The following is a 15536-nucleotide window of genomic DNA, read 5'->3' as shown; positions in this document are numbered from 1 at the left end:
ATAACGACGGAGAAAACCATGCTCTCCCACCTGTTCCGGCTGCTGCGCCGCCTGTGGCCCATCTCGGCGCTCGCAACGCTCATGGGCGCGGCGAGCGGCATCGCCACGGCGGCGCTGCTCGCCCTCACGAACCGCACGCTGCACGACGGCGACGCCGCGCTGCCGACCTTCGTTGCGAGCTTCGCCGGCCTCTGCGCGCTTGCGCTCGCGGGCGAAGTGATCTCGGATATCGGCAACAACGTTGTCGGGCAGCGCGTGATCGCGGCGTTGCGCAAGGACCTCTGCGCGAAGATCATCGCCGCGCCGATCAGCGAGATCGAGCAGTTTCGCAGCCATCGGCTGATCGCCGCGCTCAATCAGGACATCGATACGATCAGCACGTTTTCCTTCATGTTTTCGAGCCTCGCCATCGCAACGGCCACCATCGCCGGTTGCCTCGGCTATCTGTTCGTGCTCTCGCCGATGCTGCTGCTCATTGCGCTCGTCGCCATCGCACTCGGCTCGATCGTGCAGTCGCTCGCGAGGCGCGTGGGCATTCGCCGCTTCGGCGCCGCCCGTGAAGCCGAAGATCGCCTGCAAAAGCACTATCGCGCGATGGTGGACGGCGCCAAGGAGTTGCGCATCAACCGCGAGCGCCGCGCCTTCGTCTACGGCCATGAGCTGTCCGGCACGATCGATGCGATTTTCCGACTGCGCGTGCGCGCCGCCAATGTGTTCGTGAGTGCGAACGCGTTCGGCTCGCTGCTGTTCTTCGTCGTGGTCGGTCTCATGCTCGTGCTGCAAGGCGGCGCGGCCCATGCGGATCGCAGCGTGCTGACCGGATTCGTGCTCGTGCTGCTCTACATGAAGGGCCCGATTCAGGAGATCGTCGGCGCGCTGCCGTCCATCGGGCGAGCGCAAGTCGCGCTCAGGCGCATTGCGGCGCTTTCCGCACGGTTTTCGAGCAGCGAGCCCGCGCTGCTCGATGCGCCGCCTCGCGCGACGCCACGCCATGCGCAGGCGTTCGATGCCCACGCGTTCCACACCATCACGCTGCGCGATATCACCTACCGGTTTCCCGCGCCGCAGGACGACAGCCATGCAGGCGCGCCGGCCGATATGGCCGGCTTCGCGCTCGGGCCGCTTTCGCTGACCGTCACCCGCGGCGAAACGCTCTTTATCGTTGGCGAGAATGGCTGCGGCAAGACAACCCTGCTCAAGCTGTTGCTCGGTCTCTATGTGCCGGACAGCGGCGCGCTGCTCGTCGACGACGCACCGGTTCGCGCCGACGGGCTCGACGCCTACCGCCAGCTTTTTTCGGCGGTCTTCTCCGACTACCACTTGTTCGACACATTGCTGCCCGGCGAGCACACGCGTGAGAACGAAGCGCAACGCTATCTGGAGCGGCTCGCGCTCGCGCACAAGGTATCGGTGCGAGACGGCATGTTCAGCACGACGGATCTGTCGACCGGGCAACGCAAGCGACTCGCGCTCGTGCATGCTTATCTGGAGGGCCGCCCGGTGATGGTGCTCGACGAATGGGCCGCCGACCAGGACCCGACATTCCGGCGCATTTTCTACACCGAGATCCTGCCGGACCTCAAACGCCAGGGCAAAACACTCATCGTGATTTCGCACGACGACCGCTATTTCGACGCCGCCGACCGGGTTATCCGGCTTGAAGACGGGCGCATCGTCGAAGCGGTGCAGCCGGGGCGCGACACAGCAATGGCGTTCGCCGCGCGCCGATCGTGATGGGATCCCGCCCGGCTTCACGACCTCGACGCAGCGATACGCCAGCCGGTCAGCGTCGGCGCCTGCGCAACCGCACCGCGAGGCTCGCCAGGATACCCAGTGTTCCGATGGTTTCCAGCAAGGCGCTGAGCATGGTGTCCTCATCGAATTAGCGATGCAGCAGCAGGGGCGCGTACGTTTTCACGAAGAACGCGAGCGTGATGCAGGAAGTGGCCAGCAACGTGAGGGCGCGGATAATTCGCGGCGACGCCCGGCGACCGATGCGCGCCCCGACGTATCCGCCGATGATCGCGCCCACCAGCATGACCCGCGTCTCGGGCCAGCGCACCGCATTGGCGACAATGAAAGCGAGGACCGCCACGACGTTGGCGGCACTGACCAGCAGCGTGCGCGGCGCGTTGAGGTGTTTCAGGTCAGCGTTTTCGAGCAGGCCCCACATCGCAATCATCATGATGCCCACCGCGCCGCCGAAGTAGCCGCCGTAGACGCCAAGCGCGAACTGAACGGCCAGCACCGCACGCGCGTGAATGTGCCAGCGTGCGCGTAACGCCTCGCCCATGCGCCTGCCGAACGCGAGTGCGATCGAAGCCACCAGCAACAGCCACGGCAGCACGAACGTGAACGCCGCGGACGACGTCCACAACAACAGCAGTGCGCCCGCGAAGCCGCCGCACAGCGTCGTCGCGAGCAGCGCGCGCAGCGACACGGCGCCCACCGGCCGCAGGCCGTCGCGATACGCCCACGCGCTGGCCAGGCCGCCAGGGAACAGCGCGACGGTGCTGGAAGCATTCGCCTGAACCGGAGGCACGCCCGCCGCGATCAGCGCCGGCAAACTGACGAACGAGCCGCCCCCTGCCAGCGCATTCATCGCGCCTGCCAGCAATCCCGTTGAAAAAATCAAGGCCGTCGAGTTCATGCCAGCGATGTTAGTCGCCACCCCGCATTCCGACAATCTGGCAATTCCGGTGCTAGACTTCGGAAAATCCGAACCCATGACAATCGCCCATGCGCTTCGACTTGACCGATTTGCGCCTATTCCTGAGCGTGGTGGAATGCGGCAGCCTCACACATGGCGCCCAGGCGATGCATCTGGCGCTGGCATCGGTCAGCGAGCGCATGGCCAGCATGGAAGCGGCGCTGGGCGCGCCGTTACTGGAACGCAACCGTCGCGGCGTGCGCACGACCGCTGCGGGCGACGCGCTGGTCCGTCATGCGCGTTCGATCCTGGGCCAGGTCGAAATGATGCGCGGGGAACTGCGGACCTACGCAACGGGCCTGAAAGGGCGCATCCGGCTGCTCTCCAACACCGCCGCCATGGCGGCGTTCCTGCCGCCGCAGCTCTGCCGATTTCTGGCGGCGCATCGCGACCTGTCGATCGATCTGGAGGAGCGGCCCAGCGCCGAGATCGTCCAGACCCTCATGGACAGACGCGCGGATCTGGGTGTCGTTGCGGACATCACGGATCTCGGCACGCTGCAAACGCACCTGATCGCCAGTGACCAGCTCGTCGTGGTCGCCAGCCATTCGCATCGTTTCTCCCGGCAATCGGACGTTGCCTTTACCGATATCCTCGACGAGCCCATCGTGGGCATGGCGGACACGGCGCTCGAAACGCATCTCGCGGAACGTGCATCACGTCTGGGGCGGCAGCTCGACTACCGCATCCAGTTGCGCAACGTCGACCATGTGGTCATGCACGTGGAAGCCGGCATCGGCGTTTCCATCCTTTCCGAAGGGCTGGCCAGAACGCTGCGCCGCGACCTCGCCGTCCTGCCGCTATCGGAAGCGTGGTCCACGCGACGGCTCTACCTCTGCGCGCGCGACTTTTCCGCACTGACTCCGCACGCCGGCCTGCTGGCCGAGCAACTGCGGCAGAGCGCGCCGTAGACGCCTTCATGGTTCGACGACCGCCTCCAGGAACCATCAAGGACTGCCAGGGATCGACATTCGCATTTTTGACAACACCGGCGGCTCAAAATCATGCTAACGACGTATCTAGCCTTAATCATGTACGTATGCGCCGTCGCCGTTGGCCTGTACAACATTTGGCGGCCCGCGCCGGGCGGCGCGACGCTGTTGCGACGGATGTACTACATCGTGGCGCTGGGCCTTATTGCGTTCGGAACGCTCGTGGTGGTCGATTCGGCGAGACAAGGGGTGGGCGGCGCGGTCACGGGCATGGCCGGCGTAATGATCCTGCTTGGCATGCTGCTCATCTGTCTGGGTCTTTGCGTTCGAGCCGCAAGAAAACTGTTCTCGCGGATAACGAGCGGACCTTCGCGATGTGCCAGGGAGTGAGGATGGGAGCCGCCTGTTTGATCGACGGCTCCGCTCCGCAAGCGGCCGTATCAACCGTTCCCGCCGTGAAATAGCGTCAGCTTGTTCGATACCGAGTTCACGCCCGGCACCGAACGCGTAACGTCTTCCGCCTGCCGGATCTGGTCGCCATTTCGAACCGTGCCGCTGAGCGTCACGGCGCCGTCGCGCGCGCGAACGAAAACACCGGAAACATTGAACCCCGGCGCTTTCGACAATGCGCGCCGCACAGCACGCGCGAGCGCCCGGTCCGACTTCGTCGTGCTGGATGCCGAGGGCGTCGCGCCCGGCGCCATCGACGCATCGGAAGGCGCGGTTGCCGACTGGGCATTCGCGATGCCGGTAAAGATCAGCAGAAAAGACGCACACAAGGCGCATCGCAGGTTTGAATTCATGACCGGCTCCTGTCGTTGCCGCGCAGGCACAGCGTCGTGTCGCGGCTAAAAATCAGAGGAATAACCCGATGCGTATCGTGACTGCCCGTATCAGCGCTCAATAAGCGCACGAGCGGGAGCGACACAACATCAAAAGTCTATACTGCGCGGCGCGCCTTACTTGCCTCCTTTCGATCGGCATTCAGGCCGCCCTGTGCGGGCTTTTTCTTCGACTACTGACTCTGCGCCTGGCGCGCAACGCGGTGCTATAGTCGGTCACTCGTCCAGCGACACTCCGACTGCCATGTCCTGCGAAGCCTGCCAAAGAATGCAACTGGGCGACACGGTCCCTCCCCACGACGGGCTGCGGATCATCGACGGGCGCACCCGGCTGCGCCCACTCGGGCGTCGCCCCGTGCTCCTGCAACGTTACGGTTGCCGCATTTGCCAGACAAACTGGTTGCTGGAAATCGATCCGCGGCAGCCAGAGCACGCGGAATGGGTTTGTCTCTATCAGGCCTCAAGCATCCTCGCCCCTGTCTCGACCGTTCATCCGGGCGCCCGCTCATCGGTTCCTCCTGCTGCCACCAAACGGGCTGACGCCGCACACGCCGCAATACCCGAGCAACTCCTTCACAGCCTTCCCTGACCGGATCGCTAACGCGGCATCCGGACATTTCGCACATATGTGCGCTACAGCACACCAGGGACATCACAGCGAGAATACGCTTGGAGTCCGAATTAATTTCGTCTACCTTACGAAGGAAGACGAATCGCATTATGCATTGGCCGTTATGGATAATGGATCGCGAATTCCAGTCTTTGCGGAATGATCGAACAGGATGTTAGACGCGGCAAACGTCGGAGCCGTCCGCAGCGGAGGACGCAATGTCATACTTGCCCTGGCTTTCGCAATACCCCCCCGGCGTTGCGGCGGACATCGACCTCGATGACTACCCTTCGATGGTCGCCCTCCTCGAAGAAGCCGTTACACGATTCGGCAACCGCATCGCCTTTCATCAGTTCGGCGTGGATCTCACCTATCGCCAACTGGACGAGCACGCCACCCGCCTCGCCGCCTATTTCCAGAAAGACCTGGGTCTGAAACCCGGCGACCGCGTTGCGCTGATGTTGCCGAACTCCCTGCAACATCCCATCGCGATGTTCGCCGCACTGCGGGCCGGGCTCACCGTGGTCAACGTCAACCCGCTCTACACCGCGCCGGAACTGGAAATTCTGATCAAGGATTCCGGTGCACGCGCGATCATCGTCATGGAGGTTTCCGCCGCCACCGTCGAAAAGGTGCTCACCCGTGTCGCCATTGAGCACGTTATCGTGGCGCGCGTGGCGGAGATGCAGCACTTTCCGAGATCCATCCTCGTCGACTACGTCGTTCGGAAAAAGAAAAAGCTCGTGCCGCCCTGGACGATCGCCGGCGCGATCGCCTTCAGGACCGCCATGAGCGCGCGTGCGGCCGCGGACTTCACCGAACCGGCGCTGAGCCGCGAGACAAGAGCGCTCCTCCAATACACCGGCGGCACGACCGGCGAGCCCAAAGGGGTCGTGCTGACGCATGGCAACGTGCTCGCGAATGTGCTGATGTTCGCCGCGTGGGTGAAGCCGGTGTTTCGTGCGAGCGGCGAAACCACGCTCGTCGCGCTGCCCCTTTACCACGTCGCGGCACTCGTGTGCCAATGCCTGGTCTCGTTTCATTTGGGAACCCGCTGCATTCTCGTGATGAACCCACGCGATATTCCCGGCCTCGTGAGAGATTTTGCAACGCACCGGCCAACCGTGTTCGGCGGTCTCAATACGCTATTCACGGCGCTGATGAACAACGCCGAGTTCAGCGCGCTCGACTTCTCGACATTGCGCAACACGTTCGGTGGCGGAACCGCGACCCAGCCAGCCGTTGCCGAGCGCTGGCAGACGCTCACCGGCAGCCCGGTGCTGGAAGTCTACGGGCTATCCGAAGCCGCGGGCGCGGTGACGGCCAATCCCGTCACGGTGGCGAACTTCGAAGGGACGATCGGCGTGCCGCTGCCTTCCACACGCATTGAAATCCGCGATGAACGCGGAGCGGCCGTGGCCACTGGTATGCCGGGCGAAATCTGGGTCGCCGGGCCCATCGTCATGCAAGGCTACTTCAACCGGCCCGAGGAAACGGCGCATGCGATCGGCGCCGATGGATTTTTCGCGACCGGCGATATCGGGGTCATGGACGAGCGCGGCATGATCCGGATTGTCGACCGCAAGAAGGACATGATTCTGGTCTCCGGTTTCAACGTCTACCCGAACGAAGTGGAAGGCGTGCTCTTCCGGCATCCCGGCATTCTCGAAGTTGCGGTGGTGGGCGTGGCGGATTCGCAATCCGGCGAGACGCCGGTGGCCTTCGTGGTGAAAAGCGATTCGGGATTGAGCGAACCCGACGTGATCGAGTTCGCGCGCAAAAGCCTGGCCGCTTACAAGGTGCCGAAGCAGGTGGTCTTCGTGAGCAGTCTGCCGAAAACGCCGGTCGGGAAAGTGCTGCGGCGACAGTTGCGAGACCAGCTGGTGAATCGGACCTGATGCCTCACGCTTCGCTCTCGTAATGCAAACCGTACGCTCCCCGCGTCCGCCTGATTCGCGCGAAACCGGCTTCCCCCAAATGCATGCCGGCAACCAGAAGCCGCTCCGAACTGACCCTATCCAGAAGCCGTGATCGTGTAGTCGCGGCGAGGGACGAGTCTTGATCGAATGCAATCGAAACATCCGGCCGTTGAATCTGGATGTGAGGAAAATGAACGATATCCCCCCAGACAAGAAGACTCCGATCACGGGCTTCGAGGAGATATCCGGTATGTCCATCGGTGTGTCCCGGTAGCGGCATCGCGCTGATACCGGGGAGCACTTCGCCCTCATTGAATGTGCGCAGCCGGTCGCGGTAGCCATCGAAAACCTGGCGTGCTATCACGAAGTTGCCGCGCGCCCGCTCGCTGGCACGCGCCCTGTTCCCCTCATCCCGCCAGAATTCAACTTCGCGCTGATGAACCACCAACTCCGCATTCGGGAAGCTCGCTTGTCCGGCCGCATCCATCAGCCCGCCGACATGGTCGGGATGCGCGTGCGTGAGCAGGATCGTGTCGATCGCGGTGGGTTCGATGCCCGCGAGCAATAAATGGGGCTTCAGGCGGCCACCCCACTGCTTGATACCGCCAGCCCCGCCGTCAATGAGAACGGTGCGGCCCGCGCCTCGCACCACGTAGCAATTGATATGCACGGCAGACGGTTCCGTTTGCCCCGCATCGCGCTGCATGCTGGAAGCCTCGGACGCATCGATATTCGAGAGAAAGTCGAGGCTCGCGGTGAGGTAGCCATCGCTGATCGCGGTAATCGTGAAGTCGCCAACCTGCTGCGTTGGAAAGACAAGGGTGGACACAGTTCTTCTCCTGACCGGTTAGTTTCGGGCGTGAATATCCGACGCGGCATAACCAAAACAGCGGATACGCGCCATGAGCCCCGTGTGGCGAGCGATGGCATGATCCAGGACTTCCATGAACCGGCTCATGACCGAAGGAGTACGAAACGTCTCCAGACGATATTGGATTTCCACAAAGACGGGATGCCCGTGTCCATGCTGAACGCCCACATATACGACATGAACGTTCTTGAGTTTCGCTTCGAGAACATTCGTGCAGAGTTCGACGCAGTCGCGAGATAGCCCGGCAAGGCTCGCGCCGGACGGCATGTGCTCCACATGAATATAGAAAGTCACATTTGGCATGGCAGTCCTGCTATTTCTGCTGCGTCGAAAGCGTGCGGGAGCTTGTCAGTTGTGCCGTCATCGGCGAGTAAAGATGGACGTCTTCAGCGACGCTCCCGACACGTTGAGCGTGACTGCGAGACATGACCGCAAGCCAGCGACGTTCGGGAGACTTCTCCAGCGCAACGGCGTGCATGGCTAACGGTTCGAGGCCCATCCCGATCAGCGGATCGGGGCCGCTTGCACAAAGCACGAGGCGTTCGTCGGCATTGACCGCTGGCGCGAGGCCGATATCGCTGTAGAGATTGCGATGCCAGTTAGTGATGTGTTGCTGCCACCTGGCGAAATTGCCGCCGCCTTTCTGGCGATATTCCTCTCCCGTCAGGACATCGAGTCCGTCGATCGTGTGAACGGCCAGGTAGACGGGGCAACCGTCGGTTATCGATCTGAAGCGCTGCGACGTATGAAAGCCGCTAACGGAGATGAGTGCGGGCAGCTTTTCAAGGCTGTAGAAGTCGTTCCATTCGGCTTCGCAGTTGGAATCGGCAAAGCTGCATTCCACGGTATAGATCATCGATTTGTCCTTCTGAGGGATGGGCTTCCTTCTGCGAATGATTCATGTTCATTGCAGCAATGTAATGGTAGCCTTGCATTTCCCGCGCGAATATCGACGTTTAGTCAGGCTCTCGTGACATTTAATCAAGCTGGCGTGGAACCCATTTTGACCGGAGAACCTCCAATGCGACGCAAGATTCCCAGCAATTCCGCGCTTCTGGCCTTCGAGGCCGCGGCTCGACACGGAAGCTTTGCCCGCGCCGCCGAGGAACTGGCGCTCACCGAGGGCGCCATCAGTCGTCAGATTGGCCGGCTGGAAGTGTTCCTGGGTGTCGCGTTGTTCGAGCGAGTGGGCAATCGGGTGCGGCTCGCACCCAACGGCACGCGCTACGCGGCGCAGGTTCGGGAGATTCTGGACCGGCTGGAGCGGGACAGCCTGTATGTGATGGGGCAGCCTCTGGAGGGCGCGAGCCTCGATATCGCCGCCATTCCGACTTTCGCCACCCGCTGGCTGATTCCCCGGCTGAAGCGTTTTCAGGATCGGTACCCCAACATCACGGTGCATATCGCCGAACGCATGGAGCCCTTCCTTCTTGCCGGTAGCGGTTTCGACGCGGCCATTCATTTCGAGCATCCGGCATGGGCGGGCATGCATCTCCATCGCTTGCTGGAGGAGGTGCTTGTGCCCGTTTGCAGTCCGGCGCTCCTCGCAAACGCCGGTGCGAACGCGTCGCTCGATGCGTTGCCACGCCTTCACCGGCGACAAAATCCGGATGCCTGGCAGATTTACGCGCAAGAGACCGGCATCGCGCTTGGCAATTCCGCGGTTGGCGCGCGTTACGATCTCCATTCCATGCTGATAGAGGCCGCGCTTGCCGGTTTAGGCGTGGCGTTGGTGCCGCGTCTCTACATCGGGACCGAGCTTGAACAAGGCCGTCTGGTCGCGCCCTGGCCCGACGGCAAAGCCGTGACCAAAAACTTCTGTCTCGTTCTGCCGGAGCCGATCGAATTGAGCGAAACGCCATTACAGGCATTCGCGAAATGGATTCTTGATGAAGCCCGAGACTTGACGCCTTAAATCGCGCTTGTCGGGCGTCATCGTGCTGGCCCGCATACTACTCAGCAGTACCAATCAATCCGGCAACTCAAGCACGCTCGCTATCGATCAGAACGGTCTGGCCAGGCCCGGTTCTCGCGATGCGCCACGCTGGACGCACCGCCCGCCTGAATCGGCGTGTTACACGCGGCGTTTATGCATGGCCGGCCGCGTTCACCCTCGCATTACTGACCGATGCCGATCAGTTCGACTTCGAACGTGAGGTCGCTGTTCGGCGGGATCGGGCCGACTGCGCGGTCGCCGTATGCCGTCGCCGCCGGGCAGGTCAGCTTGGCCTTGCCGCCAACCTTCATCTTCTGGAGACCTTGCGTCCAGCACGGAATCACTCGGCCGAGCGGGAAAGTCGCCGCGCCGCCGTGCTTGTCGGAGCTGTCGAATTCGGTGCCGTTCGCGAGCGTGCCGCGATAGTTGACGCGCACGACGTCATTGGCCGTGGGTTGCGGGCCGGTGCCTTGCTTGATGTGCTCGACCACCACACCCGAGGGCAACTTCTCGATGGTGTTGGCGGCGAAAGCGCTCGATGCAACGGTAGCGGCGGCGAGAAAGGCGATCAGTGATTTCATGTAACGTCCTCGTTGAATGGCAGGACGATTATATCGGGATCCTCGTGCGGCCCCGATTCGTTGCGGGTCACGCCGCGCCCCTGAGGCGCGCTACAAGGTGTCCTGCTCGAAGCAGTGATTCGCATTTAGTGCGTACACTGCCTTTACGCACGATCGCGAAACCTGCCCTTGCGAATCCGGCGTCGTCGCACTACCAGCCATTTTATGCGCCACGATTCACCCTCTCGCGGCGCGACATCAGCGGGACACTCACGCATGTTCAAACAACCGATTCGCGCGGCATGGCTGGGGCTGCTCGTCGCCACGCTGGCGAGCAGCGCTCACGCGCAATACACGACCGACTGGCTCGCGAACACGTACGGCACGCTCGCCGCGCACGTCGGCAATGGCGCGCGCTCGATGTGGGTCGCGCCCGAAGGGGTGATCTACACGGCGTCGCGCTGGGACGAAAACGCGGGCGGCGTGGCGATCTACCAGAACGGCGCCGCGCTCGGCACCATCGGCGCGCACGACGAGTTCCAGGGCGGCGCCATCACGGGCAATGCCACGTCGATCTTCGTGGCGCTCGGCTATAGCCGGACGTACGGCAGCGGGTCCGTGGGACGCTACAACCGCGGCACGAACACCCGCGACCTGCGCATTGGCGTGAGCACGTGGACCGGCATTCCGTACGCGGACGTGATCACCGGGCTCGCCACGGCAGGATCGCTCTTGTACGCAAGCGACTTTTACGGCAACCGTGTGCGCGTCTACACCACCGACGGCGTGTGGCAACGCGACATCGGCGTCAAGCAACCCGGTGCGCTCGCAACGGACGGCGCGGGCAACCTGTGGGTCGCGTGCGAGAGCGCGGGCGTGATCGCCCAGTTCAGCCCCACCGGCGCCGCCTTGAACACGATCCAGATGGCGGCGGGCGCGCGGCCCTCGGCGCTCGACTACGACGCCGCAACGAACCAGTTGCTGGTCGGCGACGAGGGGCCCGACATGAACATCAAGCGATACGCCCTGACCGGCGTACCGGCGCAGGTGGGCACGTTCGGCGTGCAGGGCGGCTATCTCGACACCACGACGGGCATAAAGGGGCAGGTTGGCGACAAGCGCTTCACGCGTGTGGTGGGTATCGGCAAGGATGCCGCCGCGAATCTGTACGTGCTGAACAACGCATGGGGCGGCGGTTGGGACCTCGGCCGCAACGGCAGCACCGACCTTCACTCGTACAGCCCCACGGGCACGCTCCAGTGGACCTTGCAGGCGCTGAATTTCGAAGCGATCGCCGCGCCAGACCCGGCAACCGACGGCGCCTGGTTCTACAGTGGCAACAACATTTATACCGGCACGGCGGGCGGCACATTCGTTGCGAACACAATCGATCCGTTCACCTGGCCGAACGACCCGCGCCTGAACGTGAACGACTACCAGCGCGGCCAGCACTTCGGCCAGCTCGTGTCGGTGGGCGGCAATCGCATACTCGTCGCCTCGGGCCAGAACCCCGACGCGTTCAACTTCTATCATTTCAATGCGGCGAACGGCTACATTGCGATTCCGGACGGCTCGCTGCCCGGCAAGTCCTTCAACACCGATCTGAAGGTGACAGCCGGCTTCGCCATCGACGGCAACGGCGACATCTGGGCCGGTCTCGACCGCACCAACCGCCTCTACCACTATCCGTTGACGGGCTTCGACGCGACCGGCAAGCCGTCATGGGGCGCGGCCATCGTGACGCAGATCCCGCGCACCGCGCTGCCGCTCACGCGCATCGTCTACCAGTCGGACAGCGACACGATGATCCTCGCTCAAGGCATTGCGGGAAGTTGGGACTGGACCGCGATGAACGGGCACATCGAGGTGTATCACGGCTGGAAAGCAGGCAACACGAGCGCGCCGAGCCCCGTGATCGACCTCACGAGCGCGAACCCGAAATCGATCGCGGCGGCGGGCCACTATCTGTTTGTCGGCTATGTGCATACGGTGCCGAACATCGACGTGTTCGACCTCAACACGGGCAGCCTGGTGACTACGTTGACCAACTCGAATCCATCGGCCCTGGATGTCGGCAACGACGTCGATTCGATGTACGGCATTCGCGCACTTTTGCGCTCGACCGGCGAATATGTGATCACGAAGGACAATTACAACGGATCGAGTGTTGTGGTCTATCGCTGGCATCCGTGATACGGGCCTCCAACCTCACCGATGGGATCGCTGCAAGATTGACCGAGCGCAATGCTCTTGCACGGAGCGAAACGTTTCGGGCTATGCGTCTTGTATGGATCCCGCTCGCGCCTGCACACGCCTCCTTTCGATAGTCCTGAATATCGATTGCATTATCAACGGCTTACTTAAGAGCCGAAAAGTGAACCCACAGCCGAGGTCTTTCTCCATCGGACAAATCCGAATCTCGCGACGCATCCTCCCCGATTGACAAGGCATTCGCCGATTTCAATAATCGCCCCCGACTCGCCAACCAGGCTAGTTATCGCCGCGCCAGGCACAGCTTGAATCGTCAAGCTGATCGCGCCCGCGCCACGCGAATCCGCTTCGCACAACGAACATTAATCAGGAGACCCCATGGCACGCACATCGCTATTCGCGGCGGCGCTCGCCGCGTTCGCATTCGCCCAGTTGCCCGCGGCCAACGCCGTCACGATCCCGCCCGGCACGGCGCTCGCAGCGAAGCAGGAAATCACGCGGCAGTTGCTGGCCGAGGTCGAGTCGCTCGATCCCGCACACATCGAAACGACCAGTGCCGCCTTTGTCGGTTACGACCTCTACGAAGGTCTTGCGCGCCTCGACGCCGCCGGCAAGGTCGTGCCGGGTGTCGCCGCCTCCTGGACGCGCACCGCGCCCGACACCTGGGTATTCAAGCTTCGCCACGACGCGAAATGGAGCGACGGGCGTCCTGTTACCGCCGCCGACTTCGTGTACGCGTGGCAGCGCGTCGCCGATCCCAAAACGGCCTCGAATTACACGGTCATCGTCGAGTTCGTCAAGAACGCCAAGGCCGTGATTGCGGGCAAGCAGCCGCCGACGGCGCTCGGCGTGCGTGCGCTGGACCCCTACACGCTGGAGGTCAAGACCGAAACGGCCGTGCCTTTCTTGACCGAACTCACCGCCAACCCTTCCCTCGCGCCGGTGGACCGCGCGACGATCACGAAGTACGGCGCCACCTGGACACGCCCCGGCAATCTCGTCGGCAACGGCCCTTATGTGCTCGCCGACTGGCAACCGAACAACCGCATCGTCCTCACGAAGAATCCGCACTACTGGAACGCGGCCCACGTCGCCATCGCCAAGGTCACGTGGATGCCCATCGATAACGACGAAACCGCGATGCGCATGTTCCAGGCGGGGCAGATCGACATGACCTACACGGTGCCGTCGAGCCAGTACGCGTCGCTTTCGAAGCAGTTCGGCCAGGAACTGAAAGCGAGCATGCAAATCGGTACGTACTACTACAGCCTGAACAACAGCGACCCCGCGTTGCACGATCCGCGCGTGCGCCAGGCGCTTTCGATGGTGCTCGACCGCGACCTGCTCACTTCGAAGATCACGCAAAGCGGCGAGCGCCCCGCCTATGGGCTCGTCGTCGAAGGCACAAAGGGCGCCGAGCCGTTCACGCCGGACTGGGCCTCGTGGCCAATGGCCAAACGTGTCGAAACGGCGCGTGCCCTGTTGAAGGCCGCAGGCTACTCCGACGCGAAGCCGCTCGCCTTCACGCTCACCTACAACACCAACGATCTGCACAAGAAGGTCGCGCTCTTCGCGTTGAGCGAATGGCGCACCAAGCTCGGCGTCAACGCGCAGATCGAGAACCTGGAATTCAAGGTTCTTTTGAAGCGGCGTCACGATGGCGCATACCAGGTCGCACGTAACGGCTGGTACGCCGATTACAACGACGCCACGAGCTATTACAACCTCGTGCAATGCGGCAACCCGCAAAACGATCAGCACAACTGCAATTCGAAGGCCGATGGATTGGCGAACGACGCCAACCAGCAAAGCGACGAGGCGAAGCGCAAGAGCCTGCTCACCCAGGCGTTCGCTCAAGCGATGAGCGACTACCCGATCGTGCCGCTATTTCAGTACTCGAACGCCCGGCTGGTGAAGTCGTATGTGGCGGGCTATTCGCTCACCAGCTACCTCGACCAGCGCGCCACCCAGGACATGTACATCCTGAAGCACTGACCACCCATGCTCGCCTACATCCTGCGCCGCGTACTCTGGTCGGTGCCGACCGTGCTCGCGGTCGTGACCGCCTGCTTCCTGCTGCTGCATCTCACGCCGGGCGGCCCGTTCGACACCGAGAAACGCCTCTCCGTGGCGGCGCTCGCCAATCTCAACGCGCGCTACCACCTCGACGAGCCGATCTGGCAGCAGTACCTGCGCTATCTCGGCGCGCTGCTGCACGGCGACCTCGGCAGCTCGTTCCGTTACGCGGACTGGTCCGTCAACGAGCTCGTGAAAAAGGCCGCGCCCGTGAGCCTCGGCATCGGCGGCGTCGCCATTCCGCTCGCGGTGCTGCTGGGCGTCACGCTCGGGACGCTTGCCGCCGTGCGCCGCAACGGCGCGGTCGATCACGCGGTGATGCTGCTCGGCAATCTCGGCAACGTAGTGCCCCCTTTCGTGCTTGGCCCGGTTCTCGTGCTTTGTTTCGCCATCCTGCTCAAATCCGCCAACGGCAATGGCCTGCTCCCCGCAGGCGGCTGGGGCGACGGCGACTGGCCTCACCGCGTGCTGCCCATTGCGCTGCTCGTCATCATCAACATGGCCGCGATCGCACGCGTGATGCGCGGCAGCCTGATCGAAGTGCTCTCGGGCAACTTTATCCGCACGGCGCGCGCCAAGGGCTTGCCCGGCCACGTCATCGTGCTGCGCCATGCGCTGCGGCCCGCGCTCATGCCCGTCGTCTCGCTGCTCGGCCCGGTGTGCATCTCGTCGATCACGGCGGCGGTCGTCACCGAGTCGGTGTTCGCGCTGCCCGGCCTCGGGCAACTCGTGGTGAACGGCGCCGTCAATCGCGACTACACGCTCGTGCTCGGCCTCGTCGTGCTGACCACGGTTTGCGCCGTGCTCTTCAATCTGCTCGTCGACCTCGCCTATGCGTGGCTCGATCCGCGCATCCGCTATTGAGAACG

The 15536-nt window shown here is 63.1% G+C and carries 14 protein-coding genes; 8 read left to right on the top strand and 6 right to left on the bottom strand.

Going from position 1 to position 15536, the window contains the following annotated elements; genetic code table 11:
• Positions 1 to 18 precede the first annotated feature (18 nt).
• On the top strand, positions 19 to 1734 hold the full coding sequence (locus tag C7402_RS18135) for a cyclic peptide export ABC transporter (RefSeq protein ID WP_116611533.1): 1716 nt from the start codon (positions 19 to 21) through the stop codon (positions 1732 to 1734).
• Between the two features lie 148 nt (positions 1735 to 1882).
• Here the strand turns inward: C7402_RS18135 and C7402_RS18130 are convergent, their stop codons facing one another.
• Positions 1883 to 2650 (bottom strand): sulfite exporter TauE/SafE family protein, encoded by a 768-nt coding sequence (locus C7402_RS18130; RefSeq protein ID WP_116611532.1) that lies wholly within the window; start codon positions 2648 to 2650, stop codon positions 1883 to 1885.
• An 89-nt stretch (positions 2651 to 2739) separates the two neighbouring features.
• Between C7402_RS18130 and C7402_RS18125 the strand changes: the two genes are divergently transcribed.
• Both C7402_RS18125 and C7402_RS18120 read left to right on the top strand, forming a co-directional pair.
• A complete protein-coding gene (locus tag C7402_RS18125) occupies positions 2740 to 3621 on the top strand; it encodes a LysR substrate-binding domain-containing protein (RefSeq protein ID WP_116611531.1) in 882 nt (293 codons plus the stop codon).
• A 93-nt stretch (positions 3622 to 3714) separates the two neighbouring features.
• On the top strand, positions 3715 to 4032 hold the full coding sequence (locus C7402_RS18120) for a hypothetical protein (protein ID WP_116611530.1): 318 nt from the start codon (positions 3715 to 3717) through the stop codon (positions 4030 to 4032).
• A 50-nt stretch (positions 4033 to 4082) separates the two neighbouring features.
• Here C7402_RS18120 and C7402_RS18115 read toward each other — a convergent pair whose 3' ends face one another.
• Positions 4083 to 4346: a BON domain-containing protein gene (locus tag C7402_RS18115; RefSeq protein WP_425273789.1), complete on the bottom strand. Its 264-nt coding sequence runs from the start codon at positions 4344 to 4346 to the stop codon at positions 4083 to 4085.
• Positions 4347 to 5312: 966 nt separating this feature from the next.
• On the opposite strand from C7402_RS18115, the gene C7402_RS18110 reads away from it, so the two are divergent.
• Positions 5313 to 6992, top strand: a complete 1680-nt coding sequence (locus C7402_RS18110) for an AMP-binding protein (protein WP_116611528.1) — start codon at positions 5313 to 5315, stop codon at positions 6990 to 6992.
• Positions 6993 to 6996: 4 nt separating this feature from the next.
• Here C7402_RS18110 and C7402_RS18105 read toward each other — a convergent pair whose 3' ends face one another.
• Genes C7402_RS18105 through C7402_RS18095 form a run of 3 tightly spaced genes read right to left on the bottom strand, consistent with a single transcriptional unit; the run spans position 6997 to position 8740 of the window.
• On the bottom strand, positions 6997 to 7842 hold the full coding sequence (locus C7402_RS18105) for an MBL fold metallo-hydrolase (protein ID WP_116611527.1): 846 nt from the start codon (positions 7840 to 7842) through the stop codon (positions 6997 to 6999).
• Between the two features lie 18 nt (positions 7843 to 7860).
• Positions 7861 to 8187 carry a hypothetical protein gene (locus tag C7402_RS18100; protein ID WP_116611526.1) on the bottom strand — a complete coding sequence of 109 codons (327 nt, stop codon included), beginning with the start codon at positions 8185 to 8187 and terminating at the stop codon, positions 7861 to 7863.
• 10 nt (positions 8188 to 8197) lie between these two features.
• On the bottom strand, positions 8198 to 8740 hold the full coding sequence (locus C7402_RS18095) for a sugar ABC transporter (RefSeq protein ID WP_116611525.1): 543 nt from the start codon (positions 8738 to 8740) through the stop codon (positions 8198 to 8200).
• A 165-nt stretch (positions 8741 to 8905) separates the two neighbouring features.
• On the opposite strand from C7402_RS18095, the gene C7402_RS18090 reads away from it, so the two are divergent.
• On the top strand, positions 8906 to 9799 hold the full coding sequence (locus C7402_RS18090; protein WP_116611524.1) for a LysR substrate-binding domain-containing protein: 894 nt from the start codon (positions 8906 to 8908) through the stop codon (positions 9797 to 9799).
• Positions 9800 to 10002: 203 nt separating this feature from the next.
• Here C7402_RS18090 and C7402_RS18085 read toward each other — a convergent pair whose 3' ends face one another.
• Positions 10003 to 10401 (bottom strand): FKBP-type peptidyl-prolyl cis-trans isomerase, encoded by a 399-nt coding sequence (locus C7402_RS18085; RefSeq protein ID WP_112172370.1) that lies wholly within the window; start codon positions 10399 to 10401, stop codon positions 10003 to 10005.
• Between the two features lie 255 nt (positions 10402 to 10656).
• Between C7402_RS18085 and C7402_RS18080 the strand changes: the two genes are divergently transcribed.
• From C7402_RS18080 to C7402_RS18070, 3 genes are all read left to right on the top strand, one after another.
• Positions 10657 to 12573, top strand: a complete 1917-nt coding sequence (locus tag C7402_RS18080) for an NHL repeat-containing protein (RefSeq protein WP_116611523.1) — start codon at positions 10657 to 10659, stop codon at positions 12571 to 12573.
• Between the two features lie 396 nt (positions 12574 to 12969).
• The gene (locus C7402_RS18075; RefSeq protein WP_116611522.1) at positions 12970 to 14586 is read left to right on the top strand and encodes a peptide ABC transporter substrate-binding protein; all 1617 of its coding nucleotides are present in this window, start codon (positions 12970 to 12972) and stop codon (positions 14584 to 14586) included.
• 6 nt (positions 14587 to 14592) lie between these two features.
• Positions 14593 to 15531 (top strand): ABC transporter permease subunit, encoded by a 939-nt coding sequence (locus C7402_RS18070; protein ID WP_116611521.1) that lies wholly within the window; start codon positions 14593 to 14595, stop codon positions 15529 to 15531.
• The last annotated feature ends 5 nt before the right edge of the window (positions 15532 to 15536 follow it).

It is taken from the genome of Paraburkholderia unamae (genome assembly GCF_003096875.1).
Classification (GTDB): domain Bacteria; phylum Pseudomonadota; class Gammaproteobacteria; order Burkholderiales; family Burkholderiaceae; genus Paraburkholderia; species Paraburkholderia unamae.
This window is presented reverse-complemented; position numbering and strand designations above follow the sequence as displayed.

Bases quoted from the DNA above. Each gene is read 5' to 3' on its own strand.
- C7402_RS18095 (WP_116611525.1), bottom strand. From the start codon at position 8,740: ATGATCTATACCGTGGAATGCAGCTTTGCCGATTCCAACTGCGAAGCC.
- C7402_RS18120 (WP_116611530.1), top strand. From the start codon at position 3,715: ATGCTAACGACGTATCTAGCCTTAATCATGTACGTATGCGCCGTCGCC.
- C7402_RS18100 (WP_116611526.1), bottom strand. From the start codon at position 8,187: ATGCCAAATGTGACTTTCTATATTCATGTGGAGCACATGCCGTCCGGC.
- C7402_RS18085 (WP_112172370.1), bottom strand. From the start codon at position 10,401: ATGAAATCACTGATCGCCTTTCTCGCCGCCGCTACCGTTGCATCGAGC.
- C7402_RS18135 (WP_116611533.1), top strand. From the start codon at position 19: ATGCTCTCCCACCTGTTCCGGCTGCTGCGCCGCCTGTGGCCCATCTCG.
- C7402_RS18090 (WP_116611524.1), top strand. From the start codon at position 8,906: ATGCGACGCAAGATTCCCAGCAATTCCGCGCTTCTGGCCTTCGAGGCC.
- C7402_RS18125 (WP_116611531.1), top strand. From the start codon at position 2,740: ATGCGCTTCGACTTGACCGATTTGCGCCTATTCCTGAGCGTGGTGGAA.
- C7402_RS18115 (WP_425273789.1), bottom strand. From the start codon at position 4,346: ATGGCGCCGGGCGCGACGCCCTCGGCATCCAGCACGACGAAGTCGGAC.
- C7402_RS18110 (WP_116611528.1), top strand. From the start codon at position 5,313: ATGTCATACTTGCCCTGGCTTTCGCAATACCCCCCCGGCGTTGCGGCG.
- C7402_RS18130 (WP_116611532.1), bottom strand. From the start codon at position 2,650: ATGAACTCGACGGCCTTGATTTTTTCAACGGGATTGCTGGCAGGCGCG.
- C7402_RS18070 (WP_116611521.1), top strand. From the start codon at position 14,593: ATGCTCGCCTACATCCTGCGCCGCGTACTCTGGTCGGTGCCGACCGTG.
- C7402_RS18080 (WP_116611523.1), top strand. From the start codon at position 10,657: ATGTTCAAACAACCGATTCGCGCGGCATGGCTGGGGCTGCTCGTCGCC.
- C7402_RS18075 (WP_116611522.1), top strand. From the start codon at position 12,970: ATGGCACGCACATCGCTATTCGCGGCGGCGCTCGCCGCGTTCGCATTC.